28 protein-coding genes are annotated in these 25,068 nt (G+C 67.7%); 16 read left to right on the forward strand and 12 right to left on the reverse strand.

What is annotated here, in order from left to right:
• Positions 1 to 168: 168 nt before the first annotated feature.
• The 5 genes from AC2FNJ_RS01300 to AC2FNJ_RS01320 form a co-directional block, all read right to left on the reverse strand.
• Entirely contained in the window at positions 169 to 639 is a 471-nt protein-coding gene (locus tag AC2FNJ_RS01300) for a c-type cytochrome (RefSeq protein ID WP_496761774.1), read from the reverse strand.
• Positions 620 to 1,057 (reverse strand): c-type cytochrome, encoded by a 438-nt coding sequence (locus AC2FNJ_RS01305; protein WP_496761776.1) that lies wholly within the window; start codon positions 1,055 to 1,057, stop codon positions 620 to 622. The genes AC2FNJ_RS01300 and AC2FNJ_RS01305 overlap by 20 nt, the downstream gene beginning before the upstream one ends.
• A 13-nt stretch (positions 1,058 to 1,070) precedes the next feature.
• Positions 1,071 to 1,496, reverse strand: a complete 426-nt coding sequence (locus tag AC2FNJ_RS01310) for a c-type cytochrome (RefSeq protein WP_496761778.1) — start codon at positions 1,494 to 1,496, stop codon at positions 1,071 to 1,073.
• 74 nt (positions 1,497 to 1,570) lie between these two features.
• Positions 1,571 to 2,818, reverse strand: a complete 1,248-nt coding sequence (gene tyrS, locus AC2FNJ_RS01315; protein ID WP_496761779.1) for a tyrosine--tRNA ligase — start codon at positions 2,816 to 2,818, stop codon at positions 1,571 to 1,573.
• A gap of 177 nt (positions 2,819 to 2,995) precedes the next feature.
• Positions 2,996 to 4,282 carry an MFS transporter gene (locus tag AC2FNJ_RS01320; protein ID WP_496761781.1) on the reverse strand — a complete coding sequence of 429 codons (1,287 nt, stop codon included), beginning with the start codon at positions 4,280 to 4,282 and terminating at the stop codon, positions 2,996 to 2,998.
• Positions 4,283 to 4,594: 312 nt separating this feature from the next.
• Here AC2FNJ_RS01320 and AC2FNJ_RS01325 point away from each other — a divergent pair, with 312 nt between their 5' ends.
• Complete coding sequence (locus tag AC2FNJ_RS01325; protein ID WP_496761783.1) at positions 4,595 to 5,719, forward strand: anhydro-N-acetylmuramic acid kinase; 1,125 nt, start codon at positions 4,595 to 4,597, stop codon at positions 5,717 to 5,719.
• Here AC2FNJ_RS01325 and AC2FNJ_RS01330 read toward each other — a convergent pair.
• Positions 5,685 to 6,575: a fatty acid desaturase gene (locus AC2FNJ_RS01330; protein WP_496761784.1), complete on the reverse strand. Its 891-nt coding sequence runs from the start codon at positions 6,573 to 6,575 to the stop codon at positions 5,685 to 5,687. The two genes, AC2FNJ_RS01325 and AC2FNJ_RS01330, sit on opposite strands and share 35 nt — an antisense overlap.
• A 226-nt stretch (positions 6,576 to 6,801) precedes the next feature.
• The gene (locus AC2FNJ_RS01335) at positions 6,802 to 7,224 is read right to left on the reverse strand and encodes a cupin domain-containing protein (RefSeq protein ID WP_496761785.1); all 423 of its coding nucleotides are present in this window, start codon (positions 7,222 to 7,224) and stop codon (positions 6,802 to 6,804) included.
• A gap of 84 nt (positions 7,225 to 7,308) precedes the next feature.
• On the opposite strand from AC2FNJ_RS01335, the gene AC2FNJ_RS01340 reads away from it, so the two are divergent.
• From AC2FNJ_RS01340 to AC2FNJ_RS01350, 3 genes are all read left to right on the forward strand, one after another.
• Positions 7,309 to 8,727, forward strand: a complete 1,419-nt coding sequence (locus tag AC2FNJ_RS01340) for a protein adenylyltransferase SelO (RefSeq protein WP_496761786.1) — start codon at positions 7,309 to 7,311, stop codon at positions 8,725 to 8,727.
• A gap of 122 nt (positions 8,728 to 8,849) precedes the next feature.
• A complete protein-coding gene (locus tag AC2FNJ_RS01345; RefSeq protein WP_496761787.1) occupies positions 8,850 to 9,554 on the forward strand; it encodes an endonuclease/exonuclease/phosphatase family protein in 705 nt (234 codons plus the stop codon).
• 96 nt (positions 9,555 to 9,650) lie between these two features.
• Entirely contained in the window at positions 9,651 to 10,064 is a 414-nt protein-coding gene (locus AC2FNJ_RS01350; protein WP_496761789.1) for a Fur family transcriptional regulator, read from the forward strand.
• On the opposite strand, the gene AC2FNJ_RS01355 is transcribed toward AC2FNJ_RS01350, so the two are convergent.
• Positions 10,061 to 10,444, reverse strand: a complete 384-nt coding sequence (locus tag AC2FNJ_RS01355; RefSeq protein ID WP_496761790.1) for a hypothetical protein — start codon at positions 10,442 to 10,444, stop codon at positions 10,061 to 10,063. The genes AC2FNJ_RS01350 and AC2FNJ_RS01355 overlap by 4 nt on opposite strands.
• 216 nt (positions 10,445 to 10,660) lie before the next feature.
• On the opposite strand from AC2FNJ_RS01355, the gene AC2FNJ_RS01360 reads away from it, so the two are divergent.
• The 4 genes from AC2FNJ_RS01360 (at position 10,661) to AC2FNJ_RS01375 (ending at position 14,277) form a co-directional block, all read left to right on the forward strand.
• Complete coding sequence (locus tag AC2FNJ_RS01360) at positions 10,661 to 11,545, forward strand: DMT family transporter (protein ID WP_496761792.1); 885 nt, start codon at positions 10,661 to 10,663, stop codon at positions 11,543 to 11,545.
• A 173-nt stretch (positions 11,546 to 11,718) separates the two neighbouring features.
• Entirely contained in the window at positions 11,719 to 12,993 is a 1,275-nt protein-coding gene (gene eno, locus AC2FNJ_RS01365; protein WP_496761794.1) for a phosphopyruvate hydratase, read from the forward strand.
• Between the two features lie 86 nt (positions 12,994 to 13,079).
• Positions 13,080 to 13,766, forward strand: coding sequence for a haloacid dehalogenase type II (locus AC2FNJ_RS01370; protein ID WP_496761796.1), 687 nt, complete (start codon positions 13,080 to 13,082; stop codon positions 13,764 to 13,766).
• Complete coding sequence (locus AC2FNJ_RS01375; protein ID WP_496761799.1) at positions 13,759 to 14,277, forward strand: GNAT family N-acetyltransferase; 519 nt, start codon at positions 13,759 to 13,761, stop codon at positions 14,275 to 14,277. Before AC2FNJ_RS01370 ends, AC2FNJ_RS01375 begins: the two co-directional genes overlap by 8 nt.
• Before the next feature lie 3 nt (positions 14,278 to 14,280).
• Here the strand turns inward: AC2FNJ_RS01375 and AC2FNJ_RS01380 are convergent, their stop codons facing one another.
• The 3 genes from AC2FNJ_RS01380 to mazG are packed head-to-tail and all read right to left on the reverse strand — an operon-like array spanning position 14,281 to position 16,598.
• Positions 14,281 to 14,730 (reverse strand): GNAT family N-acetyltransferase, encoded by a 450-nt coding sequence (locus AC2FNJ_RS01380; protein WP_496761800.1) that lies wholly within the window; start codon positions 14,728 to 14,730, stop codon positions 14,281 to 14,283.
• Entirely contained in the window at positions 14,727 to 15,668 is a 942-nt protein-coding gene (locus AC2FNJ_RS01385; protein WP_496761802.1) for a nucleoside hydrolase, read from the reverse strand. Before AC2FNJ_RS01385 ends, AC2FNJ_RS01380 begins: the two co-directional genes overlap by 4 nt.
• 54 nt (positions 15,669 to 15,722) lie before the next feature.
• Complete coding sequence (mazG, locus tag AC2FNJ_RS01390) at positions 15,723 to 16,598, reverse strand: nucleoside triphosphate pyrophosphohydrolase (protein ID WP_496761803.1); 876 nt, start codon at positions 16,596 to 16,598, stop codon at positions 15,723 to 15,725.
• A gap of 66 nt (positions 16,599 to 16,664) precedes the next feature.
• On the opposite strand from mazG, the gene AC2FNJ_RS01395 reads away from it, so the two are divergent.
• The 4 genes from AC2FNJ_RS01395 to AC2FNJ_RS01410 are packed head-to-tail and all read left to right on the forward strand — an operon-like array spanning position 16,665 to position 20,266.
• A complete protein-coding gene (locus tag AC2FNJ_RS01395; RefSeq protein WP_496761804.1) occupies positions 16,665 to 17,828 on the forward strand; it encodes a M20 aminoacylase family protein in 1,164 nt (387 codons plus the stop codon).
• 52 nt (positions 17,829 to 17,880) lie between these two features.
• Positions 17,881 to 18,843, forward strand: coding sequence for an agmatinase (speB, locus tag AC2FNJ_RS01400; RefSeq protein WP_496761806.1), 963 nt, complete (start codon positions 17,881 to 17,883; stop codon positions 18,841 to 18,843).
• A complete protein-coding gene (speB, locus tag AC2FNJ_RS01405) occupies positions 18,840 to 19,787 on the forward strand; it encodes an agmatinase (protein WP_496761807.1) in 948 nt (315 codons plus the stop codon). Before speB (AC2FNJ_RS01400) ends, speB (AC2FNJ_RS01405) begins: the two co-directional genes overlap by 4 nt.
• 59 nt (positions 19,788 to 19,846) lie before the next feature.
• A complete protein-coding gene (locus tag AC2FNJ_RS01410) occupies positions 19,847 to 20,266 on the forward strand; it encodes a DUF1499 domain-containing protein (RefSeq protein WP_496761808.1) in 420 nt (139 codons plus the stop codon).
• On the opposite strand, the gene AC2FNJ_RS01415 is transcribed toward AC2FNJ_RS01410, so the two are convergent.
• Entirely contained in the window at positions 20,201 to 20,488 is a 288-nt protein-coding gene (locus AC2FNJ_RS01415; protein ID WP_496761810.1) for a hypothetical protein, read from the reverse strand. The genes AC2FNJ_RS01410 and AC2FNJ_RS01415 overlap by 66 nt on opposite strands.
• Positions 20,489 to 20,550: 62 nt before the next feature.
• Between AC2FNJ_RS01415 and prfA the strand changes: the two genes are divergently transcribed.
• From prfA to AC2FNJ_RS01435, 4 genes are all read left to right on the forward strand, one after another.
• Positions 20,551 to 21,606 carry a peptide chain release factor 1 gene (prfA, locus tag AC2FNJ_RS01420; RefSeq protein ID WP_496761811.1) on the forward strand — a complete coding sequence of 352 codons (1,056 nt, stop codon included), beginning with the start codon at positions 20,551 to 20,553 and terminating at the stop codon, positions 21,604 to 21,606.
• Positions 21,603 to 22,448 (forward strand): peptide chain release factor N(5)-glutamine methyltransferase, encoded by an 846-nt coding sequence (gene prmC, locus AC2FNJ_RS01425; RefSeq protein WP_496761813.1) that lies wholly within the window; start codon positions 21,603 to 21,605, stop codon positions 22,446 to 22,448. Before prfA ends, prmC begins: the two co-directional genes overlap by 4 nt.
• Positions 22,449 to 22,688: 240 nt before the next feature.
• The gene (locus AC2FNJ_RS01430) at positions 22,689 to 23,303 is read left to right on the forward strand and encodes a DUF4167 domain-containing protein (protein ID WP_496761814.1); all 615 of its coding nucleotides are present in this window, start codon (positions 22,689 to 22,691) and stop codon (positions 23,301 to 23,303) included.
• Between the two features lie 187 nt (positions 23,304 to 23,490).
• The gene (locus AC2FNJ_RS01435) at positions 23,491 to 25,068 is read left to right on the forward strand and encodes a trimethylamine methyltransferase family protein (RefSeq protein WP_496761815.1); all 1,578 of its coding nucleotides are present in this window, start codon (positions 23,491 to 23,493) and stop codon (positions 25,066 to 25,068) included.

Raw genomic sequence — 25,068 nt, forward strand, 5'->3', positions numbered from 1 at the left:
GCAATTCACCCCGGGGTATTTCGGACCAGAAAGAAGCCGCGGTTTCTTTCCTGCTTCTTTCTGGTCTCAAATACCCCAGGGAGTTTAAGGGACAGCGTCCCTCAACAAAAACCAAAAGAGCGCGCCGAAGGCGCACATTCCGAGACCGCGATCCCGCCGTGGATCGCTTCAGTCTTCGTGCGGCGGATTTCTCTGCGCCTGGATCTCCTGGAGGCGCCTGGGCCAGGTGGATCGGATAAAGGCGAGGATGTCCCAGATCTCGTCTTCGTCGAGGCTGTCGGCAAAGCCCGGCATGGCGCTTTGGAAACCGGTGACGCCGCGCAGTTCCAGGGCCTTCTGGCCGCCGAGCTGGGTGTAGGAGAACAGCAGCGCATTGTCATGATGCCAGGTGTGCCCGGTCTCGTCATGCGGGGGCGCGCGGAGGGTGCCGTCGGGATTGGGGGTCTGCCAGTTCGGCTGGCCCTGCAGTTCGGCTCCGTGGCAGGAGGCGCAGTGTTCGGCATAGAGTGCCCGGCCGTTGGACAGGTCGCGGTCGTCGAGCTCGTGCCCGGTCCAGGCAGGCGATGGCGCCAGCATCAGGGCCAGCCCCGCGAGCGCCCGCGCGGCGGCGGCTCGTCGGTCACTTGCGATAGTCGGCATGGCAGGACTTGCAGCTTGCGCCCAGGGACTGCATCGCCGGGTTCAGATCCGCCGGCGATGTCAGCGCCCCCGAAAGCCCGGCCGCGACGGATTCGAGATCGGCCGCCTTGCGGTTGAAATCCCCGGGCGTTTCCCAGATCGACGGTTTCGCCTCGGATTTCGGGTCGGTTTCTTGCGCCGCGAACAGGGCCGGAATGCGGGCGGCATGATCGGCGATGGCTTTGGCTGCGGCGCGGGCGGTAGCCGCGTCGAAGGCAGAGGCCCCCCTGGCCATGTTTCCCAGGGTTTTCATGTTCTCGGCCAGGGCGCTCATGGCGTGCATGCGCGCCTGGACGGCGGGGTTTTGGACGCCCTGATGGGCCGCGGCCAGCGTGGCGGCGCACAGGGCGACAAGGCAGGCGAGCGTCCGTTTCGTCATGTGTTCCTCATGGTCAGTCGATTCCGTTGGCGCGTTGCAATTCGCGGATATAGGCGATGATCGTCGCGACCTCGGCGCGGGTGAGTCCCGGCACCGGCGGCATGTCGCCGAAGGTCCAGTGATGGCGGCGCACGCCGGACGCGACGGCCCGCTGAAAGGCTTCGTCGGCGTGGTGCGACGGTTCATAGATCCTGTGCACGAGCGGCGGCCCGATCCCCTCCAGCCCCTCCGCGTCGCCGCCGTGGCACTGCGCGCACCGCGCCGCGAAGGTGGCTCTGCCGCGCTCGGCCTCGGCCGAGAGCGCGGCGGGGCGCGGGACCGCGACCATCGCGGCGCCGTGGCCGGCGGTGGCCGGGTCCGGTGCCCGGTCCGACAGGACCCAGAAGAGCGCACCCGCCAGCAGGGCGCAGACGGCCAGGGCCTGGATGTAGCGCGTCATCATCACCTCCGATTCTGCTGAGACCTAACGGTTCCAGCAGGGGGAGGGTCAAGGCGGCAGTCAGGTGGCCCCGGTCAGTCCAGCTGCACCAGCGCGTGGCGCTTCTTGCCGGCGCTCAGCTTGATCGGGGAGGCCAGCGCGCCGGCGTCGATCATCAGGCCGGCATCGGTCAGCGGGGCGTCGTCGAGGCGGGCGCCGTTTTCTGCGATCAGGCGCTTGGCCTCCTTGCCGGATTTGGCGAGGCCCGATTTGACGATGAGCTGCACGATGGACACCGGCAGGTCGGCTGCGCTGACGGTCAGCGTCGGCAGCTCGTCGCCCACGCCGCCCCTTTCGAACACCTCGCGGGCGGTCGCCTCGGCATTGGCGGCGGCCTCGGCCCCGTGCAGGAGGGTGGTGACCTCGTTGGCGAGGATGATCTTGGCGGCGTTGATCTCGGAGCCCGCCAGCGCGCCGAGCCGGTCGCATTCCTCCAGCGGCAGTTCGGTGTAGAGCTTGAGGAACCGGCCCACGTCGGCGTCGGTGGTGTTGCGCCAGAACTGCCAGAATTCGTAGGGCGAGCGCATGTCGGCGTTGAGCCAGACCGCGCCGTCCTGAGTCTTGCCCATCTTCTTGCCGTCGCTTGTGGTCAGGAGCGGCGAAGTGAGGCCATAGACCTCGTGGTCGATCACGCGGCGGGTCAGATCCACGCCGTTGACGATGTTGCCCCACTGGTCGCTGCCGCCCATCTGCAGGATGCAGCCGTAGCGGCGGTTCAGTTCCAGAAAGTCGTAGGCCTGCAGGATCATGTAGTTGAATTCGAGGAACGACAGGGACTGTTCGCGGTCCAGCCGGGACTTGACCGATTCGAAGCTGAGCATCCGGTTGACCGAGAAATGCCGCCCGATGTCGCGCAGGAAGTCGAGATAGTTCAGCCCGTCCAGCCATTCGGCGTTGTTGAGCATCAGTGCGGCGTTCCCGGCACCGCTGTCATAGTCGATATAGGCCGCGAACACCTTGCGGATGCCGGCGATGTTCTCGTCGATCTGTTCGGGGCCGAGCAGCGGGCGTTCGTCGGCCCGGAAGCTGGGATCGCCCACCTTGGTGGTGCCGCCGCCCATCAGGGTGATCGGCTTGTGGCCGGTCTTTTGCAGCCAGCGCAGCATCATGATCTGGATCAGCGAGCCCACATGCAGCGACTTGGCGGTGGCGTCAAAGCCGATATAGCCCGGCTGACATCCCTTGCGCAGCGCCTCGTCGAGGCCCTGGTAATCGGTGCAGTCGGCCAGAAAGCCGCGCTGCATCATCACCGCGATGAAGTCCGATTTGGGATGGTAGGTCATGACTGCCGGTATCCGTGTTGCCTGAGGCCCTTGCCGGAAGGGCCATTGAAGTCGGTGCGGGGCAAGGTCCGCTGTCTGCCGCGGCCGACCGCCCTGCGCCGGGAGGGATTCCCTCAATTTTCGCGGAAAGTCCAGTGCTTCCTGCCGTGGCGGGGGCCGGTGCCGCCTTCGGCGGCCTCAGGGATGCGCCGCGGCTTCTGCGGGCCGGCGCGCCGGCAGGCGCAGGGCGCAGAGCATCGCCACGAGGTTCAGGGCGGCCAGCACGAAGATCGGGGTGATCGGGTCGTGCAGATGGGCAACGGCGCCGAGGACGGCCGCGAACAGGATGCCGACCAGCCCGGCGCAGACATCGCCCAGGGCGACGAGATAGGGGCGCTCGGCCTTGCCGGTCATGTCGATGACATAGAGGTAGCGCCCGTAGATGAGGCCGTTGCCCCCCAGCGACAGGAGCAGGATCACCAGGGCGTAGAGCCAGACGTTCTGCGCGTATCCCATCAGCGCAAAGCCCAGCGCCAGCACGGCGGAGAGGGCCGAAATCAGGCAGCCGAGCCACATCACGGGCTTGACCGAGACGCGGCCGCTGAGCCAGCCCCAGAGCAGGGATCCGATCACGACGCCGGCGCTGGCGGCGATCACGAAATAGCTGAGCGCATGCTTGGTTCCGAGATGGAAGGTCGCCGCATGGATCGTATAGAACGGCATGGCCAGTTCCACCGATACGAAGATCGTCCGGGCGACCAGGAACCTGCGGTACCACGCTTTCTCCATGCCGGTCCGGAAGCCGGTTGCCAGTTCGGCCAGGGGTTTCGGCCGTCGGGCGGGGGCGCTGGCCGGCCGGTCCTCGAGAAGGCGCACGCTGGCAAAGCTGAGGCCGGCGGCGACCATCGCGATCACGCCACACCACATCACGACGATGTGGCGCTGCATGGGTTGGTCGGAGGACAGAAGATCGCGGGTGGACCAGACCACCGCGATCGCCAGAAGCCCCGATATGGTGGCCTGCGCGAACAGCATCCGGTTGCGTTTGGCATCGGGGACGGACACGCCGTAGATCTGGCTGGTTCCGAGGTTCGAGATTCCCTGGCACAGGCCCATGACGACCGCGGTCAGCAGGAACAGCAGGACGATCATCAGCTTCGGCAGATCGGTCGCGAACAGGGCGACGACGGCCAGCACCGCGCCGGTCAGGATGTTCGGGACATAGACGGCGATCTTGGCGCGGGTCACGCGGTTGATGAAGGGCGAGACGAAGATCTCGGCGATCAGCTGCGCGCCTGTGACGAAGGGCAGCAGCAGCCCCGCGACGAACGTGGGCGCGCCGAGCGCGAGGTAGAGAAACGGCAGGACCAGCCGGGGATTGACCAGCTGCCCGCCGATGGTGGACAGCGTGCCGGACCAGAAGATCAGGTGGTAGTTGCGGCTTTCCAGCGACGCCGCGGTGTTCGGGGTCTGGGGTCGTGTCATGGGTCTGCTGTTGCCGGCGAGTGGACCGATCGCGGTGCAACCTCAGCCTGCCACGGTCTGCGCATTTTGCACAGATGCCAGCGCGCGAGGCGGACGGGATCGGGATTTTCTGCAACGGGCGCGGGCAGGGGCCCCGGCCTCGCCCGGCCCGCCGCCCGTGTTGATCCCGTGTCGGTTGGGCACTAAAGCTGGGGGCGGTCGGCCGACGGTCTTGCCTGGCGATCCGGATCGGGGGCAGGCTGACCCGGCCAGGGCCCTGGGGCGGGACACCGCCGCCGGGCCGGGCGCGGCACGAAAGCAGGAGAGAGGCGCGTGAACCGGAGCATCAGCAAGACCGGACCCATCCGGGCCCTGGGCGCCATGTCGGGCACGTCGATGGATGGCGTCGATGTCGCGGTCGTCGAGACCGACGGCCTGACCATCCGGCGGTTCGGGCGCAGCGGATACCGGCCCTATTCCGAGGCGGAACGGGCGGTGTTGCGCGCCGGACTCGGCAAATGGACCGGCGAAGAGGTCGAGGTGGCGGGGACGCTCGTGACCCTGATCCACTCGGAGGTTCTGGCGGGCTTCGCCGAGGCCGATCTGGTCGGATTCCACGGCCAGACCCTGGCGCATGACCCGCACCGCAAGGGCACGTTGCAGGTGGGCGACGGTGCGGAACTGGCGCGTGCGCTGGGGGTGCCGGTGGTGTGGGACTTCCGCTCGGACGACGTGGCGATGGGGGGCGAGGGCGCGCCGCTGGCGCCGTTCTTCCATTTCGCCTGCGCCAAATGGATGGGGGCGACCGCGCCGCTGTGTTTCCTGAATCTCGGCGGCGTGGGCAATCTGACCTATGTGGACCCGAACCATGCGCGCCCCGAGGACCGGGGCGCGCTGCTGGCCTTCGACACCGGGCCCGCGAATGCCCCGGTCGACGATCTGATGCGGGCGCGGTTCGGCCTGCCGATGGACCGGGACGGGAAAATGGCGCGGAAGGGATCGGTGGATCCCAAGGTGCTGGAACGGTTCCTGGCCCATCCGTTCTTCCGGCGCATGCCCCCAAAATCCCTGGACCGCAACCAGTTCGCCAGGATGGCCGATCTGGTCGAAGGGCTTGCCGACGCCGACGCGGTGGCCACGCTCACCGCCATGTGCGCCGCCGGCGTGGCGCAGGGCCTGGCCTATTGCCCCAAGCCGCCCGAGCGGGTGCTGGTGACGGGCGGCGGGCGGCACAACCCGGTCCTGATGGAGATGCTGCGGGTCTCGCTCGGCTGCCCGGTGGAGCCGGTGGAGCGCGCAGGACTCGACGGCGACATGCTCGAGGCGCAGGCCTTTGCCTATCTGGCGGTGCGGGTGGCGCGGCGGCTGCCGACCTCGTGCCCCGGCACGACCGGGGTGCGCGCCCTGGTCGGGGGCGGCATTCTCAGCGTTCCAGAGACCGAAGATACGCGGCCGTGAAACCCCGATACCCGTCCGAGACCGATTTCAGATGCGCCCGCGTCCAGGCGTGAAAGGCGGGCAGCCTGTGGAACGGCACCGCCGGCAGGGCGTGGTGCTCGGCGTGATAGGGCATGTTCCAGGCCAGAAAGCGGATCAGGCGGTTGGTGAAGGTGGTGCGCGAGTTTTCCAGCATGTCGGCGACCGGCGGGCACAGGCCGTGCTCGGCCAGCAGATAGAGGCGCAGGACCGGCTGGCCGATCAGCAGCGGCAGGATCCAGGTCCAGAGCAGGGCCGGAGACGCCGCAAGGCTGAGCAGGCCCAGGGTGTAGAGACCGAGCATCAGGCGGGCCTCGATCCGCATGGCGCGATGCCGGCGGCGCGGCAGATAGGGCGCCTCGATCCGTCCGCGCGCATTGGCCAGAAGCGTGCCGATCATCCCTTTCCAGTAGACCCAGCCGCTGAGATAGAGCGCCAGGCTCGCCCGGCTGTCGGGCCGGGGCCTGCCGGCCAGTTCGGGGTCGCGATCCGGATCGTTCGTCCATTTGTGATGGGCCAGGTGATAGTACCGGAACCAGGTGAAGGGCAGAACGATCAGCAGCCCGGCGCCGTGGCCGACCGCTTCGTTCAGCCATGTGGTGCGGAACGGCGTCTTGTGGGTGCATTCGTGGCTGAGCGTGAAGAGAAAGCTCAGCAGGAGGCCCTGCGGCAGCATCAAGAGCGGCCAGAACGGAACCTGCGCGGCGATGCCCGCCGTGGTCAGCGCCAGCGCCCCGGCATGAAGCGCCAGATGCCGCAGGGCCGGGCCGTCCGCGCGCGCGGTCAGGGCGTCGCGGGTCTCGGTAGGAAGGGAGGCCACGAGGGTTCGATGATCCATGCCCGCAGTTTGCCACACCGCGCAAGGCGGTCAACCGGGGCCGCGGTTTGAGGGGCGCTGCCCCTCTTGCCCTGCGGGCAATTCACCCCGGGGTATTTCGGACCAGAAAGAAGCAGGACACGAGTCTGGCTTCTTTCTGGTTTCAAATACCCCAGGGAGTTTGAGGGACAGCGTCCCTCAACAAAAAACAAGAAGAGCGCGCCGCAGGCGCACGTTTTCGCTGCGGTCAGCTTGCGGACGGAATGTCGAAGCCGGGCTCGGCCAGCCGGAAGCCGTCGAATTCGAACCCCGGCGAGACGGTGCAGCTGACCAGAGTGTAATCGCCGGTGCTGCGCGCCGATTGCCAGTGCCCCTCGGGCACGACCAGTTGCGGCCGGCCCCGCGCGAGGTCGGGGGTCAGCAGGTGGTCGGTCGCCGGGCCGGTGTCGGTGCCGCTCATCGACAGGATCAGCGGCGCGCCGGCGTGGTAGAGCCAGATCTCGGTCGCGTCCACCTTGTGCCAGTGGCTGCGCTCGCCGGTCTGCAGCAGGAAATAGATGCAGGTGCCCGTGGCGCGGCCCGGATTGTCGGCGCGCCAGGTCTCGCGGTACCAGCCGCCCTCGGGGTGGCGCTGCAGTCCGAGCCGGTCGATGATGTCCTGTGCGGTCACGTCGGATCCTCCCGTTGCGTCGCGGGTTTTCTGCCTGCGCGGATCGGCTATGGCAATCCCCTGCGCAGAGCATATGTTTCCGGCATGACCCTGGCGATTCCGTTCGACAACTCCTATTCCCGCCTTCCGGGCACGTTCTATGCGCGGCTTGCGCCCGAGCCGGTGCGCGCGCCGCGGCTGATCGCCTTCAACGAACCGCTTGCCCGCATCATGGGGATATCGCCGGGCGAGGTGGGCGAGATGGCGCGCGTCTTTGCCGGCAATGCCGTGCCCGAGGGGGCGGAGCCCTTGGCGCAGCTCTATTCCGGGCATCAGTTCGGCCATTACAATCCGCAGCTTGGGGACGGGCGCGCGCTGTTGCTGGGCGAGACCGTGGGCACCGACGGTGTCCGCCGCGACATCCAGCTCAAGGGGTCGGGACGCACGCCCTATTCCCGGCAGGGGGACGGCCGGGCCTGGCTGGGGCCGGTGCTGCGCGAATACGTGGTCTCGGAAGCGATGCATGCGCTGGGCATTCCGACGACGCGGGCGCTGGCGGCGGTGGAGACCGGCGAGGTCGTGCTGCGCGAAGCGCCTCTGCCCGGCGCGGTGCTGACCCGGGTGGCGCGGAGCCATCTGCGGGTGGGCACGTTCCAGGTCTTTGCCGCGCGCGGCGACCGCAACAGCCTGATCCGGCTGACCGACTATGCCATCGCCCGCCATTATCCCGAGGCCGACGGGCCGATGGGGCTGCTGTGCGCGGTGCGCGACGCGCAGGCGCGGCTGGTGGCGCAGTGGATGAGCGTCGGGTTCATCCACGGGGTCATGAACACCGACAACTGCTCCATCGCCGGAGAGACCATCGATTATGGTCCCTGCGCCTTCATGGACAGCTATCATCCCAACACGGTCTACAGCTCGATCGACCGGATGGGACGGTATGCCTATGGCAATCAGCCGGATATCGTGGTGTGGAACATGGCGCAGCTGGCCACGGCGCTGATCCAGCAGTTGGAGGAGCGCGAGGCGGCGGTCGAGGAGGCCACCGAGATCGTGCATGCCATGCCCGGACTGATCCAGGATCACTGGCTGGCGCTGTTCCGCGCCAAGATCGGGCTGGCCGGGGCGGAAGCGGGCGATCTGGAGCTGATCGCCGACCTGCTGACCCGGATGGCGCAGAACCAGGCCGATTTCACCAACACGTTCCGGGCGCTGGGCACGGCGGCGGCGCGGGACCAGTTCACCGATCCGGCCGCCTATGACGCCTGGGCGCAGACGTGGCAGGCGCGGGCCGCGCGCGAAACCGGGGTCCGGGCCCGGATCGAGGCGGCGAATCCGGCCTTCATTCCGCGCAACCACCGGATCGAGCAGATGATCGAGGCGGCGGTGCAGGGCGACTATGCGCCGTTTCACCGGTTGAATGCGGTTCTCTCCGAGCCCTGGCGCGATCAGCCCGAACACCGCGACCTGACCCGGCCGCCGCTGCCGGACGAGGTGGTGCAGGCCACGTTCTGCGGCACCTGACGCGCGGCGCGGCCCCCGCGCGCCCGGCGGCGCCACGGTTCGGGGCCGGGGTGGCGATCAGGGGGGTTGCGCAATGCTTCCGGCGTGGCAATCTAGGGGTTCAGCCATCTTGCCGCGAGACCATGACACGAACCGCCCTGCTGCGCCTGGCCAGCTACAACATTCAGAAATGCATCGGCCTTGACCTGCGGCGGCAGCCGCAGCGCATCATCCAGGTGCTGGACACGCTGGAGGCGGATATCGTCGTGCTGCAGGAGGCCGACAAGCGCCTGCCGCCGCGCCCGGCGGCGCTGCCGCATTTCATGCTGGAGGAAGCGGGCTGGCGGATCGCCGATCTGGGCGGCGCGGGCAGCCTCGGCTGGCACGGGAACGCGGTGATCTGGCGGGGCGACAGCATCGCGGTGCGCGGAACCGGGCATCACGACCTGCCGGGGCTGGAGCCGCGCGGGGCGGTGCGGGTGGAGTTCGAAACCGCGATCGGCCCGCTGCGGGTGATGGGGATGCATCTGGGGCTGGTGGCGCGCTGGCGGCACCAGCAGGTGGTGCACATGCGCAAGGACAGCCGCAGGCTGGACAGGATGCCGACGGTCTGGGCAGGCGATTTCAACGAATGGTCGCGCCAGCCGATCCTGGACCACCTGGCGCCGGACATGCAGTTTCTGCCGCCACTGCCCAGCTTTCCGGCGGCGCAGCCCTTGGGCGCGCTGGACCGGATCGCGCTGGGGCCGGGGCTGGAGGCGCAGGCGCATGGGGTCTGGTCCGAGCGGCCGGCGCATATCGCCTCGGACCATCTGCCGGTCTGGGCCGATCTGCGGCCGGCCCGGTGATCCTGCCCGAAACCGGCGCGCGGGGGCGGCAAAACCCTGTGGCGATGCCGGCGCGGACGTATTATGACAGGACTTCAACCACGGATGGGAGTCGCCATGTCGGACACGATCATCGCCCGATGCGAGGCCAAGGGGCTGCGCATGACCGGACAGCGCCGGACCATCGCCCGCGTGCTGGAGGAAAGCGACGATCATCCGGATGTGGAGGAACTCTATGCCCGCGCCTCGGCGCTGGATTCCGGCATTTCCATCGCCACGGTGTACCGGACCGTGAAGCTGTTCGAAGAGGCGGGGATTCTGGAACGGCTGGAATTCGGGGACGGCCGCGCGCGGTACGAGGACGCCGAGCGGGACCATCACGACCATCTGATCGATCTCAACTCGGGCGAGGTGATCGAGTTCGTCGATCCCGAGATCGAGGTGCTGCAGGAAAAGATCGCCGCCAAGCTGGGCTATGAGCTGCGCGGGCACCGTCTGGAACTGTACGGCGTTCCGATCCGCAAGCGCTAGTCCTTGATCGTTCGGTCGAAGCAGAAGGTCTGCGCCTGCGCCGCGGTCATGGTGTTGCCGACCAGATCGACCGAAATCCCCTGGCTTTGAACCGGGCCGCCGCTGGGCGGATCGAAGGCGAACAGCACCGCGCGCTTGTCCGGGCGGGCCGTGCTGTCGCCGCGGCCGCGGATGACGTAGATGCGCGTGTTGGACCGTTTGCCGAGATCCGCGATGGCGTATTGCGCCGCGCCGCACCAGTAGTCGCCCGAGGCGGGGCCCTGGGTGGCGATCACCTCGAACGCGCCGCCGGTGAGCGGGATCACGTCGTAGAGCTTTGCGTAACCGGCCTGTGCCGCGACGGGCGCGAGCAGGGCGGCGGTCAGGATCAGGTGTTTCATGGCATCCCCTTTCTGACGGCGATACGCGCCGGGGGGCGGGCAGGATCATTCACCTTGTCGTGAAGGCGGTTCCCGGCGCCGGCCCATCACGAAGCGCGATGGGCCGTCCAACATCAATTCATCGCCGGTGGCGCAAATGGGCTTGCCGCCGCCGCGGCGCTGCGGTTTGAGTGGCCGCAACCCCGGCGGATCTGGCCGGCTGACACGGAAACGCGCATGAACAACGTAAACGGCATTCTGCTGATCGTCGCCTCGATGGCGGCCTTCACGCTTGAGGACATGTTCATCAAGCAACTGTCGGTGACGGTCTCGACCGGGCAGATCATGGTCGTGCTGGGCGGGTTCTGTTCGCTGGCCTTCCTGGTCATGGCCGTTCTGGGCCGCAAGCGCATCTTTCTGCCCGAGGCATGGGGTCGGCTGCCGATGATTCGGGCGGCGACCGAGGCGGTCGGGGCGCTGAGCTTCATCACCGCGCTGTCGCTGGTCGAGCTGTCCACCGTCGCCGCCGTGTTCCAGGCGCTGCCGCTGGTCATCACCATGGGGGCGGCGCTGTTCATGGGCGAACAGGTGGGTTGGCGGCGCTGGAGCGCGATCTTTGTCGGGCTGGCCGGGGTGCTGATGATCATCCGGCCGGGTTTCGAGGGGTTTCAGCCCGAGTCGCTGTTCGTGGTGGCCACCGTGATCGCGATTGCCGCGCGCGATCTGATCACGCGGGTGATCGACCACAAGGTGTCGTCGGTGGTGGTGGCGTCGCAGGCCTATCTGGCGCTGGTCTTTGCCGGGGCGGCGCTGATGGTCGTCACGGCCGAGCCGGTCGCGCCGCTGCAGACGGCCGAGATCGGGCCTTACGCCGGGGCGGTGGTGTTCGGGGTGCTGGGGTATTATGGCATCGTGACCGCGATGCGGGTGGGCGAGGCCTCGGCGGTGACGCCGTTCCGGTACACGCGGCTGGTGTTCTCGATCCTGGCGGGGATGCTGGTCTTTGGCGAGCGGCCGGATCTGTGGACCCTGGCCGGGGCGTCGCTGATCATCGGATCGGGGCTTTATACCTTCGTACGCGAGCGGCGGCTGGCGCGGGATCTGGCGGCGGCCGCGGCCTGAGATGCGGCGTGCTGTCCCAGCCCGGGGCGGGCTGCGAAGGTGTTGGCGCAAACAGGAAGATGTTAGCCCTAAACCGTCGCTTTTGCGGGCGTTAGCGATAACGGGTGCGGTTTACAATTCGATCCGTCCTGCTATGACGCTGGCAACTCAACGCATCGTCAGGGACAGATTTCATGAGCACCATCATCGACATTCACGCGCGTGAGATTCTCGACAGCCGGGGCAATCCCACGGTCGAGGTCGACGTGATCCTGGAAGACGGCACCATGGGCCGTGCGGCGGTGCCCTCGGGCGCCTCGACCGGGGCCTATGAGGCGGTGGAGAAGCGCGACGGCGACCAAGACCGGTACCTGGGCAAAGGCGTGCTCGAGGCGGTGGCCGCCGTCAACGGCGAGATCGCCGAGGAACTGGTGGGGTACGACGCGACCGAGCAGGTGGCCATCGACGGCGCGATGATCGAGCTGGACGGCACCGAGAACAAGGGGCGTCTGGGCGCCAACGCGATCCTGGGCGTGTCGCTGGCGGTGGCCAAGGCGGCGGCGGATTTCACCACCCAGCCGCTCTATCGCTATGTCGGCGGCACTTCGGCGCGGGTTCTGCCGGTGCCGATGATGAACATCATCAACGGCGGCGAGCACGCCGACAATCCGATCGACATCCAGGAATTCATGATCATGCCGGTCTCGGCGCCCAACATCCGCGATGCGGTGCGCATGGGGGCCGAGGTGTTCCACACCCTCAAGAAAGAGCTGCACGGCGCGGGGCTGGCCACCGGCGTGGGCGACGAGGGCGGGTTTGCGCCCAACATCGCCTCGACCCGCGAGGCGCTGGATTTCATTCTGAAATCCATCGAAAAGGCGGGGTACAAGCCGGGGGAGGACATCTATCTGGCGCTGGATTGCGCGGCGACGGAATACTTCAAGGACTGCAAATATGTACTTGCCGGAGAAGGAAAAACCCTGAGCAGCGACGAAAACGTGGCCTATCTGGCGGCGCTGGTGAAGGATTACCCGATCATCTCGATCGAGGACGGCATGTCCGAGGATGACTGGGACGGCTGGAAGGCGCTGACCGACGAGTTGGGCGGCAAGGTGCAGCTGGTGGGCGACGACCTGTTCGTGACCAACCCGGCGCGTCTGGCCGAGGGGATCGAGAAGGGCTGCGCCAACTCGATGCTGGTCAAGGTGAACCAGATCGGGTCGTTGACCGAGACCCTGCGCGCCGTCGATATGGCGCATCGGGCGCGCTACACCAACGTGATGAGCCATCGCTCGGGCGAGACCGAGGACGCAACCATCGCCGATCTGGCCGTGGCGACCAATTGCGGTCAGATCAAGACCGGCTCGCTGGCGCGGTCGGACCGGCTGGCGAAATACAACCAGCTGATCCGGATCGAAGAGGCGCTGGGCGAGACCGCGGAATATGCCGGGCGGTCGATCCTGCGCTGAGCAACGGACGGGCAGGCCAAAGCCTTTGGCCTGCCACCGGAATCGCGATAGCTTGGCCGGGCGGCATCTCGGCAACCGGCGAGGCGATGGTTCAGGCCCTGATCTTTGACGTGTTCGGCACCTGCGTGGACTGGCGCAATTCGGTCGCGCGCGCGGTGGCCGAGGTTCTGCCGCAGGTGGATGCGCTGGCCTTTGCCGACGCCTGGCGGGCGGAATACGATCCGGCGATGGCGCGGGTGCGGGCGGGCGACCGGGGCTATGTTCCGCTGGACGATCTGCATCTGGAGAATCTGACGGCCGTGTGCCGGGCGCTGGGGGTTCGGCTGGCCGATCCGCAGGCGCTGAACGCGGCCTGGGAACGGCTGGACCCCTGGCCGGACGTGGTCGAGGGGCTGCATCTGCTGAAACGCGACCGGATCATCGCGCCCTGTTCCAACGGCTCGATCGCGCTGATGACGCGGCTGGCGCGGTATGCGGGGCTGCCCTGGGACTGCATTCTGGGGGCCGATCTGGCGCGGGATTACAAGCCCAAGCCCGCGGTCTATCTGGCCTGTTGCGCGGCGCTGCGGCTGCCGCCGGGGCAGGTGGCGATGGTGGCGGCGCATAACGGCGATCTGCACGCGGCGCGCCGGGCGGGGCTGCGGACGGCCTTTGTGCCGCGCCCGACCGAGCATGGGCCGGGACAGACCGCCGATCTGGCGCCCGATGGCGACTGGGACTTTGTGGCGGCGGATTTCGTCGATCTCGCCCGGCGGGTGGCGGCGCATGGGTAGCGGCGGCCTGACCGTCACGCTGGCCGAGGGCGCGGCGGATCTGGTCGCGATCCGGCAATTGTGCCGCGACTACCGGGCGCTGCTGGATGAACGCTGGCCGGATGTGCCGGCCTTTCTGGACCGGTACTACAACGCAGCGCGGTTCGAAGACCTGTTGCGGCGCCTGCCGGAAATCCACGGCCGTCCGCACGGCGCGCTGTTCGTCGCCAGGCTCGGGCAGGAGCGGGTCGGCTGCGCGATGACCCACCGGATCGCGCCCGGCACCTGCGAGATCAAGCGCGTCTTCGTGTCGGACGCGGCGCGCGGGCACGGGGCCGGCCGGGCGCTGTTCGAGGCGGCGATGGATCAGGCCCGACGCGACGGTCATGCGCGCATGGTGCTGGACACCACGACGCGCCTGACCGAGGCGATCGCGCTGTACCGCAAGCTGGGATTCCAGGACACCGACCCGTTCTACGAGCCCGACGCCGATCTGGCCGAGCATCTGATGTTCTTCGGCAAGGCGCTGTGAGCGTCAGAGGTTGCGCGACATCAGCATGTAGCGGTCGCGGGCGCGAAAACCGGTGCGGTTGTAGAGCCGCTGGGCCGGTTCGTTGTCGCGGTCCACTTCCAGGTGCAGCGCCTTCAGCCCGGCGCCGGCCAGCGCCTTGGGCAGTTCCAGCAGAACCTCGGTCGCGATGCCGCGCCCGCGCACGGCGGGGCGGATGTAGATTTCGTCCACGAACCCGTCCATGCCGCCGAATTCCACCGACCATCCGAAGGTGATGATGATGTAGCCCAGCGGCGCGCGGGACGGGCCGATCAGATAGACGCAGCCGTGGGGGATACCGTCGAGCAGGGGAACAAGCGCCTCGCGCCGGTCCTCGTCGGGACCGGTCAGGCCCTGTTCGGCGTGAAAGGCCGAGACCAGCGCCATCAGCCGGTCGAGATCGTCGGGGCGGGCGAGGCGGAGCGCGGCGCTCATAGCCGGGCCAGCCGTTCGGTGAGCAGGGCGAAATACCCGTCGGCATCCAGATCGCCCATGAAGGTGGCGTTGGGCCTGCGGTCGGTGACGCCCCACCAGTCGGCGACGGTCATGCCGCGGGTCAGTTCGGACTGCGTTTCGATCTCGACATTGACGTGGCGGCCCGAGAACAGCTCGGGGCGGATCAGATAGGCGGTGACGCAGGGATCATGCAGCGGCGCGCCTTCGGAGCCGTATTTCTCCTTGTCGAAGCGTTCGAAGAAATCGGTCATCTCGGCCACGGCGACGCCGACCCTGGTGCCGAGCGCGCGGAAGGCGTCGTTGCGGGGTTTCGTGACCAGCGCCTTGTGGGTCACGTCGAGCGGCATCACCACGATCGGGATGCCGGATTTGAACACGATTTCAGCGGCTTCCGGGTCGACATAGATGTTGAATTCGGCGGTCGGTGTGATGTTGCCCACCTGGAAATAGGCCCCGCCCATCAGCACGATTTCCTGTACGCGGCTCACGATGTCGGGGGCCTTCTGGAAGGCTGTGGCGATGTTGGTGAGCGGCCCCAGCGGGCAGAGCGTGACGGTGCCGGGATCATGCGCGCGCAGGGTGTCGATGATGAAATCGACGCCGTGGCCTTCGGCCAGCGGCATCGTCGGGTCGGGCAGGTCCGGGCCGTCGAGGCCGGTCTTGCCGTGCACATGTTCGGCGGTGGTGAGCTTGCGCGACAGCGGCGTGTCGCAGCCGGCATGAACAGGGATGTCGGTGCGGCCCGCCAGTTCGCAGACGATGCGGGCGTTCCTGGCCGTGAGCGCCAGCGGCACGTTGCCGGCAACCGCGGTGATGCCCAGCACCTCGATCTCGTCGGGGCTGGCCAGCGCCAGCAGGATCGCAACGGCGTCGTCCTGGCCGGGGTCGGTATCGATGATGATCTTGCGCGCGCTCATGACATCCTTCCGCGTGTTCAAGGGCCGGACCCTCGCAAGGGCGGCGGGGCTTGTCTAGCCGGTTTTTTCCGCCTGCGGGTGGTTTCGGGCGTCGGCGCGCGGGAGTTTGCCGTTTGCGGCGTGTTCCTCGTGTTTCACCGCGTCCCACAGCGCGTCCATTTCCTCGAGCGTGCTTTGCTGCGGGGTCTTGCCGCGCTCGGCCAGGCGCGCCTCGACCTTGCCGAAGCGGCGGGTGAACTTGGCGTTGGTGCGGCGCAGGGCGGTCTCGGGCTCGATGCCCAGATGCCGGCCCAGGTTGACGATCACGAAGAGCAGGTCGCCGAACTCATCCTCGAGCGCGTCGGCATCCCTGGCGTCGCGCGCCTGCTCCAGTTCCGCCGCCTCTTCGGCGATCTTGGCCAGCACGTGGCTGGCATCGGGCCAGTCGAAGCCCACCCGCGCGGCGCGTTTCTGCAGCTTGTAGGCGCGCAGCAGGGCGGGCAGGTTCGCGGCCACGCCGTCCAGCGCGCCCTGCTGGGCCTTGCCTTGGCGTTCGGCGGCCTTGATCGCCTCCCAGTCGCGGGTCTGCTGCTCGGCGGACTTGTCGCGGTTTTCATCCCCGAAGACATGCGGGTGGCGGGCCACCATCTTGTCGGACATGGCGCGCACCACGTCCTGAAAGGTGAAATGGCCGGCTTCCTCGGCCATCCGGGCGTGAAACACCGACTGGAACAGCAGATCGCCCAACTCGCCCTTGAGCTCGTCCCAGGCCTGGCGCTCGATGGCGTCGGCCACTTCATAGGCTTCTTCGATGGTGTAGGGGGCGATGGTGGCGAAATCCTGCTCGATATCCCACGGGCAGCCGGTGTCCGGGTCGCGCAGGCGGCGCATGATTTCAAGCAGGCGCTCGATTCCGGCGTTCTGGTCGTGGATCAGCGGATTTTCTGGCATTGCGAAGCCCCTCGTTCCGGTGTCAGATGCATCCATCCCGCAGCTTGGATCAGGAGTCCACCCCATATGCCCGTCGTGAACCGCATTGCAGAGTTTGCCGCCGACATGACGGACTGGCGCAGGCATCTGCATTCCATACCGGAACTCGGCCTGGACTGTCCCGAAACCGCGGCCTTCGTGGCCGAGCGGCTGCGCGCGTTCGGAGTGGACGAATTGCACGAGGGGATCGCAAGGACCGGGCTGGTCGCCATCGTCAACGGCCGCGGTGAGGGGCCGACCATCGGCCTGCGGGCCGACATGGATGCGCTGCCGATCGCCGAGGCGACGGGCGTTGACTATGCTTCCAAAAACCCCGGCCGGATGCATGCCTGCGGCCATGACGGCCACACCGCGATGCTGCTGGGCGCGGCACGCTATCTGGCCGAGACGCGGAATTTCGCTGGCCGGGCGGCGCTGATCTTTCAGCCGGCGGAAGAGGCGGGCGGCGGCGCGGGCCTCATGGTGGACGAGGGCATGATGGACCGGTTCGGCATTACCGAGGTCTATGCGCTGCACAACGCCCCCGGCAACCCGCCCGGATCGTTCTACACCACGCCCGGACCGATCATGGCGGCGGTGGACACATTCCACATCCACGTCCAGGGCACGGGCGGTCACGGAGCAATGCCGCACGAGACCCGCGACCCGGTGATGGCGGCCTGCGGCATCGCGCAGGCGATCCAGACCATCGTCAGCCGCAACCACTATGCGCTGGACGATCTGGTCATCTCGGTCACGCAGATCCATGCCGGCACGGTGGACAACGTGATCCCCGACACCGCCTATCTGAACGGTACCGTGCGCACATTCGATCCGGCGGTGCAGAAGATGGTGATGGAGCGGATGGAGCAGATCGTGCAGGGGCAGGCGGCCTCGTACGGGGTCGAGGCGGAGCTGGTCTATGAGATCGGGTATCCGGCCACGATCAACGATCCCGACCGCACCGGTTTTGCGGTCGAGGTCGCGCGCGAGGTGGCCGGCGACGGCCGCGTGAGCGGCGAGGTCGGGCGCGAGATGGGGGCCGAGGATTTCTCGTACATGCTGCAGGCGCGGCCCGGCGCCTATCTGTTCCTCGGGCAGGGCGACAGCGCCGGGCTGCATCATCCCAAATACGATTTCAACGACGAGATCGCGCCGGTGGGGGCGTCCTTTTTCGCGAAGATCGTGGAACGGGCGCTGCCGGTGGCTTGACGCGGCGCCCGCGTCGCCATCCCGCCGGGAACCAAGGCAAGGATCATCACGCATGGCACTGGAAGATGCAAAGACACAGGTGGACGAGGCGTTCACCAATCCGCAGCTCAAGGGGCTGTCCTATGAGAACACCTTTGGCGGGGCGACGTCGTTTCTGCGGCGGCTCTACACCAAGGATCTGTCCGGGGTCGATATCGCGGTGACGGGCGTGCCCTTCGACCAGGCGGTGACGAACCGGCCAGGCACGAGGCTGGGCCCGCGCGCGATCCGCGAGGCCAGCGCCCTGCAGTCGCCGGATGCGCCCTATGGCTGGCCGTTCGATGCGCTGAGCGAGCTGGCGATCATCGACTATGGCGACATGGCCTATGACTATGCCAACATCCCCGCCTTTCCCGACACGCTGACCGACCACATCCGCACCATTCTGGCGGCGGACGTGGCCTCGGTCACGCTGGGGGGCGACCACTACATCAGCTTTCCGATCCTCAAGGCCTATGCCGAGAAATACGGGCCGATGTCGCTGTTGCAGTTCGATGCCCATACCGACACCTGGGCAGATGACGACATGGCGCGCGTCGATCACGGCACCATGTTCTACAAGGCGGTGAAATCGGGGTTGGTCGATCCGCAGCGTTCGGTCCAGGTCGGCATCCGCACCACCAACGAGGACACGCTGGGCGTCAACATCATCGACGCGCGCGAGGTCTGCGAGGCGGGACCGGCGGCGGTGGCGCGGAAGATCAAGGGCATACTGGGCGACAATCCGGTGTATCTGAGTTTCGACATCGACGGGCTGGACCCGGCCTTTGCGCCGGGCACCGGCACGCCGGTCTGGGGCGGGCTGAGCTCGATCCAGGCGGCGATCATCCTGCGCGACATCGCCGGCATCAACATCAAGGGCGGCGACGTGGTCGAGGTGTCGCCGCCCTTCGACACGTCCGGCGCGACGGCGATCGCGGGGGCGCATGTGGCGACCCAGATCATCTGCCTGCTGGGGTGGAACAAGCTGACATGACCGGGTTCAACCAGCCGATCAGCGGCAACGACCTGGCGCGGTTTTCCGGGCCGAACACCTTCATGCGGCTGCCGCAGGCCGACACGCTGGCGGGGCTGGACGTGGCGGTGCTGGGCGTGCCGATGGACATCGGCACCTCGTGGCGGTCGGGCACCCGGTTCGGCCCCAAGCAGATCCGCGCCGAAAGCGCGATGATCCGGCCCTACAACATGGCCACCGGCGCGGCGCCGTTCGACAGCCTGCAGATCGCGGATATCGGCGATCTGGCGGTGAACACCTTTTCACTGGCCGAGAGCCTGAAGATCATCAAGGCGAGCTATGACGGGATTCTGGCGCAGGGGGTGATCCCGGTGGCGATGGGGGGCGATCATTCGATCACCCTGCCGATCCTGCGGGCGGTCGCCGCGAAACACGGCCCGGTGGCGCTGGTGCATGTGGACGCCCATGCCGACGTGAATGACGAGATGTTCGGCGAGCGCGAGACCCATGGCACCGTGTTCCGCCGCGCCTTCGAAGAAGGGTTGATCGTGCCCGAGCGGGTCTATCAGATCGGCATCCGCGGCTCGGGCTATGCGGCGACCGATTTCACCGAGGCGCAGGGCTGGGGGTTTCAGCATTTTCCGGCCTGGGATCTGTGGCACCGCAGCCTGGCGCCGCTGGGCGGCGAGATCCGCCGCGAGATCGGGGACCGGCCGGTTTACGTGAGCTTTGACATCGACAGTCTGGACCCCGCCTTTGCGCCGGGCACCGGCACGCCCGAAATCGGCGGGCTGACCACGCCGCAGGCGCTGGAGCTGATCCAGGCGCTGAAGGGGCTCGACATCGTCGGGTGCGATCTGGTCGAGGTGTCGCCGCCCTACGATCCGTCGGGCAATACCGCGCTGACCGCGGCCAACCTGCTCTATGAGCTGATCTGCGTCCTGCCGGGGGTGACGTCGCGCTAGGCGCGGGCCGGTCGGGTTGCCCGCCCGCCGCACCGGGTTAGGATCGCAGGGGAACGGACATGGTATCGAAGATGACCCTTTTCTGGATCGTTGTGGCGCTGATCGCGCTTGGGGCGGGCTATGTCCGCCTTGCGCCCTCGGACCCCGCGCGCTGGCATGTGGCGCCGGCGGGGGACGACGACAAGACCTTTGCGACCGGCGCGCTGCGCGTGGTCGAGACCGGGCCGGACGGGTTGGCGCGGCTGGACGCGGAGGCGCGCAATACGCCGCGCACCAGGGTTCTGGCCGGATCGGTGGAGGAGGGCACGATCACCTATGTCACGCGCAGCCGGGTGTTCGGCTTTCCGGACTACACGACCGCCCGGCAGGACGGCGGCACGCTGCGCGTTCTGGCCCGTTCGCGGTTCGGGAAATCAGATCTTGGGGTGAACCGGAAGCGGGTCGAGGCGTGGCTGCGGCGGGTCCAGGCGGGAGGATAGGCAGCCTTCGGAAATCTCGCGCCACATCGGCACGTTCAGCGACATCTGGCATTGCGCCATGAACATGCGCCCGTCCACCTGCAGGCAGACGGTTTCGCCCAGCTCGATACGGCTGCCCTTGGCGTCGGTGCAGTAGCAGTCCTGTACCTTGCCGCCCGGTCCGATGACATCCGCCCAGGCGGGGCCGGCCAGCAGGGCCAGGATCACAATTATGCGTCTCATGACCCGAGTTTAGCACGGCTTGGGGCCTTGACCAATGTCTCAGGATAATAGACACCGCCGCAATGGTCCCCGAAGAACGTCTGGAACAGATCACGCAGAGATTTCAGTACCTGGAAGCCGCCATGGCCGATGGCGCCTCCGGCGGGGAGATTGCGGCGCTGGCGCGGGAATATTCCGAGCTGAAGCCGGTGGTCGAGCAGATCGCCGCGTGGCGGCAGCTGAAGGCCGATCTGGCCGAGGCCGAGGCGATGCTGTCGGACCCGGACATGAAGGAACTGGCCGAGGAAGAGATCCCGGTTCTGCGGGCGCGCATCCCCGAGGCCGAACACGGCCTGCAGCTGGCGCTGCTGCCCAGGGACAAGGCGGATTCGCGCCCGGCGATCCTGGAAATCAGGCCCGGCACCGGGGGCGACGAGGCGGCGCTGTTCGCGGGCGACCTGCTGCGGATGTATCAGCGCTATGCCGAGGCGCGGGGCTGGCGGTTCGAGATCATCGAGGAACAGCAGACCGAACTGGGCGGCATCAAGGAAGTGGTGGCCCATATCAAGGGCGAGAACGTCTTTGCCCGGCTGAAATACGAATCCGGCGTGCACCGGGTGCAGCGCGTGCCCGAGACCGAGAGCGGCGGGCGCATCCATACCTCGGCGGCGACGGTAGCGGTGCTGCCCGAGGCCGAGGACGTCGATATCCAGATCGACCCGAACGACCTCCGCATCGACACGATGCGCAGTTCCGGCGCGGGCGGGCAGCATGTCAACACCACCGACTCGGCGGTGCGGATCACGCATGTTCCGACGGGGATCGTGGTGACGAGTTCCGAGAAATCGCAGCACCGCAACCGCGAGATCGCGATGCAGGTGCTCAAGACGCGGCTCTATGATCTGGAGCGCCAGCGGATCGACAGCGAACGCTCGGCCAGCCGGGCCAGTCAGGTCGGCTCGGGCGACCGTTCGGAACGAATCCGTACCTACAATTTCCCGCAGGGCCGGATGACCGATCACCGGATCAACCTGACGCTCTACAAGCTGGACCAGGTGATGCAGGGCGACCTGGACGAGGTGATCGACGCGCTGACCGCGGACGAGCAGGCGCGGCTTTTGGCCGAGATGGCGCAATGACCGGGACGCAGACGGCGGCACAGGCCATGGTGGCGGCGACGGCGCGGCTGCGGGCGGCGGGGGTGGCCGATCCGGCGCGGGACGCGCGGCTGCTGCTGGCCCATGCCGCGAGGATCGAGGCGAGCCGGGTCACGCTGATCGCGCCGGACGAATTGTCGCCGGAGATCGCCGAACGGTACGAGCAACTGGTGTCCTTGCGGGCCATCCGCATCCCGGTGTCACACCTGCTGGGGGAACGCGAATTCTATGGCCGTCGGTTCCGGGTGAGCCGCGACGTGCTGGACCCGCGGCCGGAAACCGAAACGCTGATCGAAGCGGCGCTGAGCGAGCCGTTCGATCATGTTCTGGATCTGGGCACCGGGTCGGGCTGCATCCTGGTCACGCTGCTGGCGGAACGGCCGAGTGCGACGGGTGTCGGCGTCGATCTGAGCGAGGCGGCCTGCCTGCAGGCCAGCGCCAATGCGGTGATGCATCGGGTGCAGGAGCGGGCCGAGATCCTGCGCTCGGACTGGTATGAGGGGGTCGGCGCGGCGTTCGACCTGATCGTGTCGAATCCGCCCTATATCGCGCTGGACGAAATGGACCGGCTGGACGAGGAAGTGCGCGCGCACGAGCCGCGCCTGGCGCTGACCGACGAGGGCGACGGGCTGGGCGCGTATCGGCGCATCGCGGCCGGCGCTCCGGACTATCTGATGCCGGGCGGGCGCATCCTGGTGGAAATCGGCCCGTCGCAGGCGACGGACGTGTCCGCCTTGTTCGACGCGGCGGGGCTGGCGGAGATCCGCACGATCCCCGATCTGGATGGGCGAGATCGTGTGATCGCGGCCAGAATGCCCTGCTAGATGTGGAAATAGAGGCCGAAATACGCCGGTTCCTGTAAAAAAGCTGCGAATTTCCGCGATCCCCCCTTGTCTGTCCGCGCAGGACGTGTTTACTCAGGTATGTCGATGAGGTTGACGCTTTGTCAGCGCGCCTCCGACAGCAAGCCCAAAAAAGTCGACTTCTCGTCACAATAAGCGGCCAAGATACGGCGTAGAGAGCGGGTCGATCGACAGCGAAGTACAAGGCTGACGTTATACAAGATGAGATCTTCCAAATCCCGCTCGCGGGCGAAGAGTAACCGCAACCGCCCTTCCGGCGGCAATGTCGTCAATCGGGTGTTCGACAGTTCCGGCCCCGAAGGCAAGGTGCGCGGAACGCCGCAGCAGATCATCGACAAGTACAATCAGCTGGCGCGCGATGCCCAGCTGGGCAATGACCGCGTGGCGGCCGAGAACTTTCAGCAGCATGCCGAGCACTATCTGCGCCTGCTGAGCGAAGCGCAGCGCGAGATCGAGGCGCGCCGCGAGGAGCAGGAGCGGCAGAACCGCGAGCGCCAGGCCGAACGCGACCGCGAGCGCGCCGAGCGTCAGGAACGCGAGGCGGCGGCGCAGGCGGCGGACCTTGCCGAGGCGCCGCAACCGGACGTGCTGGACCTGAGCGAAACCGGCGGCGGGGACGATCCCGGTCTGGTCGAAACTCCGGAAAGCAAGGCCAGGGCCAAGTCCGATGGCCCGGATGGAGGGTCCGAGGCGCGGCCGAAGAAGACCGCGCGCCGCCCGCGCACCCGCAAGCCGACGGCGCCGGTTGAACCCGCGGCCGGCGAGCCGGCGGACCCGCCGAAGGGCGGGGACGGCCCTGCGGAAGCCGCCGAATAGGCCATCGCACGGACTTGCGCGACGCCGCCCCGGACGCGGGCGGCGTTTTTGCGTTTTCCAGGGCGCGGACGGGCGGGAATTGACGGAATCGGGCGGTGTTTCTAACCTGAGCGTGCTCAAGTCGGCAGGCAGTGAGCCTAATCGGTGTGTGCCATAACCCCTGGTCCCCAATTCTCAGGATGTCGTTATGGAAACCAAGACACGCCCCCCATCCCGCAAGACCCGCCGCCGCTCTGCCCCCGTGGCCGCGCCCGTTGCCCCGAACGCCTTTGCCGCGTCGCCGGTGTCATTGGCGCGCACCCGCTTCGGGTTCCTGAGCGACGCCGAGATCGAAACGATGCGCGCGCGCAGTCTCGACCTGCTGGCCGATTACGGCGTCGTCATCATCCATCCCCGCGCGCAGGAGGCGCTGATCGCCGCCGGCGCCAGGCCGGGCCGGGATGCCGACCGGCTGCGATTCCCGCGCGCCCTGGTCGAGGAGGCGCTGGCCGCCGCGCCGCGCGCCTTCACGCTGGCCGGCAAGCGGCGGGATCTGGACCTGGCGCTTCCGCGCGCCGATGGCGGATTCGTCATGCGCACGGGAACCGGCGCACACGGATATGTCGATCCGCGCGACGCGAGCTACCGCAATCTCGACCTGCAGGCGGTCCGCGACATGGCGGCCGTTGCCAGCGGGCTGGATCAGGTCGGGTTCGTGGCGCATCCCTTCGTGCATGGCGTGCCCGAGGTCACGGCGGACGTGCATGCCTTTGCCGAGATGGTGGCGCATACCGACAAGCATTGCTGGATGCAGCCCTATGGCAAGGAGAACGTGGAGTTCCTGCTGAGGATCGCGGCGATTGCGGCGGGGGGCGAGGATGCCCTGCGCCGGCATCCGATCACGTCGGTGATCACCTGCTCGTTCTCGCCGCTCGAATTCAAGTACATGGACACCGAGGTGATCCTGCAGGCCGGGGCGCTGGGGCTGCCGCTGCATGCCTGTTCGCTGCCTTCTGCGGGCGGCACCGCGCCGCTGACCTCGGCCGGGCTGGTCCTGATGGCGGCGGCCGAGATCCTGTCGATGCTGACGGTGGCGCATGTCCTGGCTCCGGGTACGCCGGTGATCGCGGTGCCGCTGATGTTCACGCTGGACATGCGCACCGGATCGGCGCTGCAGTCCTGTCCGGAATCGATTCAGGCGGCGTCGATGGCGGTGCAGCTGATGCGGTACGGGTTCGACCTGCCGACGCATACCTACGGGTCGGGGTCCGACACGCCGGATGCGGATCATCAGTCGATGGCCGAACGGGCGCTGATCGCGCAGACGGTCGCGCTGTCGGGGGCGGACATCCTGGGCGGAGTGGGGCAGCTGGAATGCGCCACGGTGTTCAGCCCGGTGCAGGCGGTGCTGGATGACGAGATCGGCGCCATGGTGCGGCGGTTCATGCAGCCGGTCGAGATCAGCGCGGAAAGCCTCAACTGGGACGAAATGCTCAAGGTGCGCGCAGGCGGGCATTTTCTGGACAGCACGCACACGCTGGCGCTGTGCCGGGATCAGCACCAGCCGGAGGTGTTCCTGCGGCAGGGGCGCGACGACTACGAGAAATCGGGCCGCCGCACCGCGTTCGAGGCGGCGCGGGACAAGGCGCTGGCGGCGGTTGCCGCCGCTCCGGAGGGCGGCGTGCTGAGCGCGGATCAGCGCCGCGAGATCGCCGAGGTGGTGGCCGCCGCCGACCGGTTCATCGTCGATGCGGTGCATCATGGCAGCGGGTCGGAGGTGATCTGA

It is taken from the genome of Ruegeria sp. BHSB196, assembly GCF_059613135.1.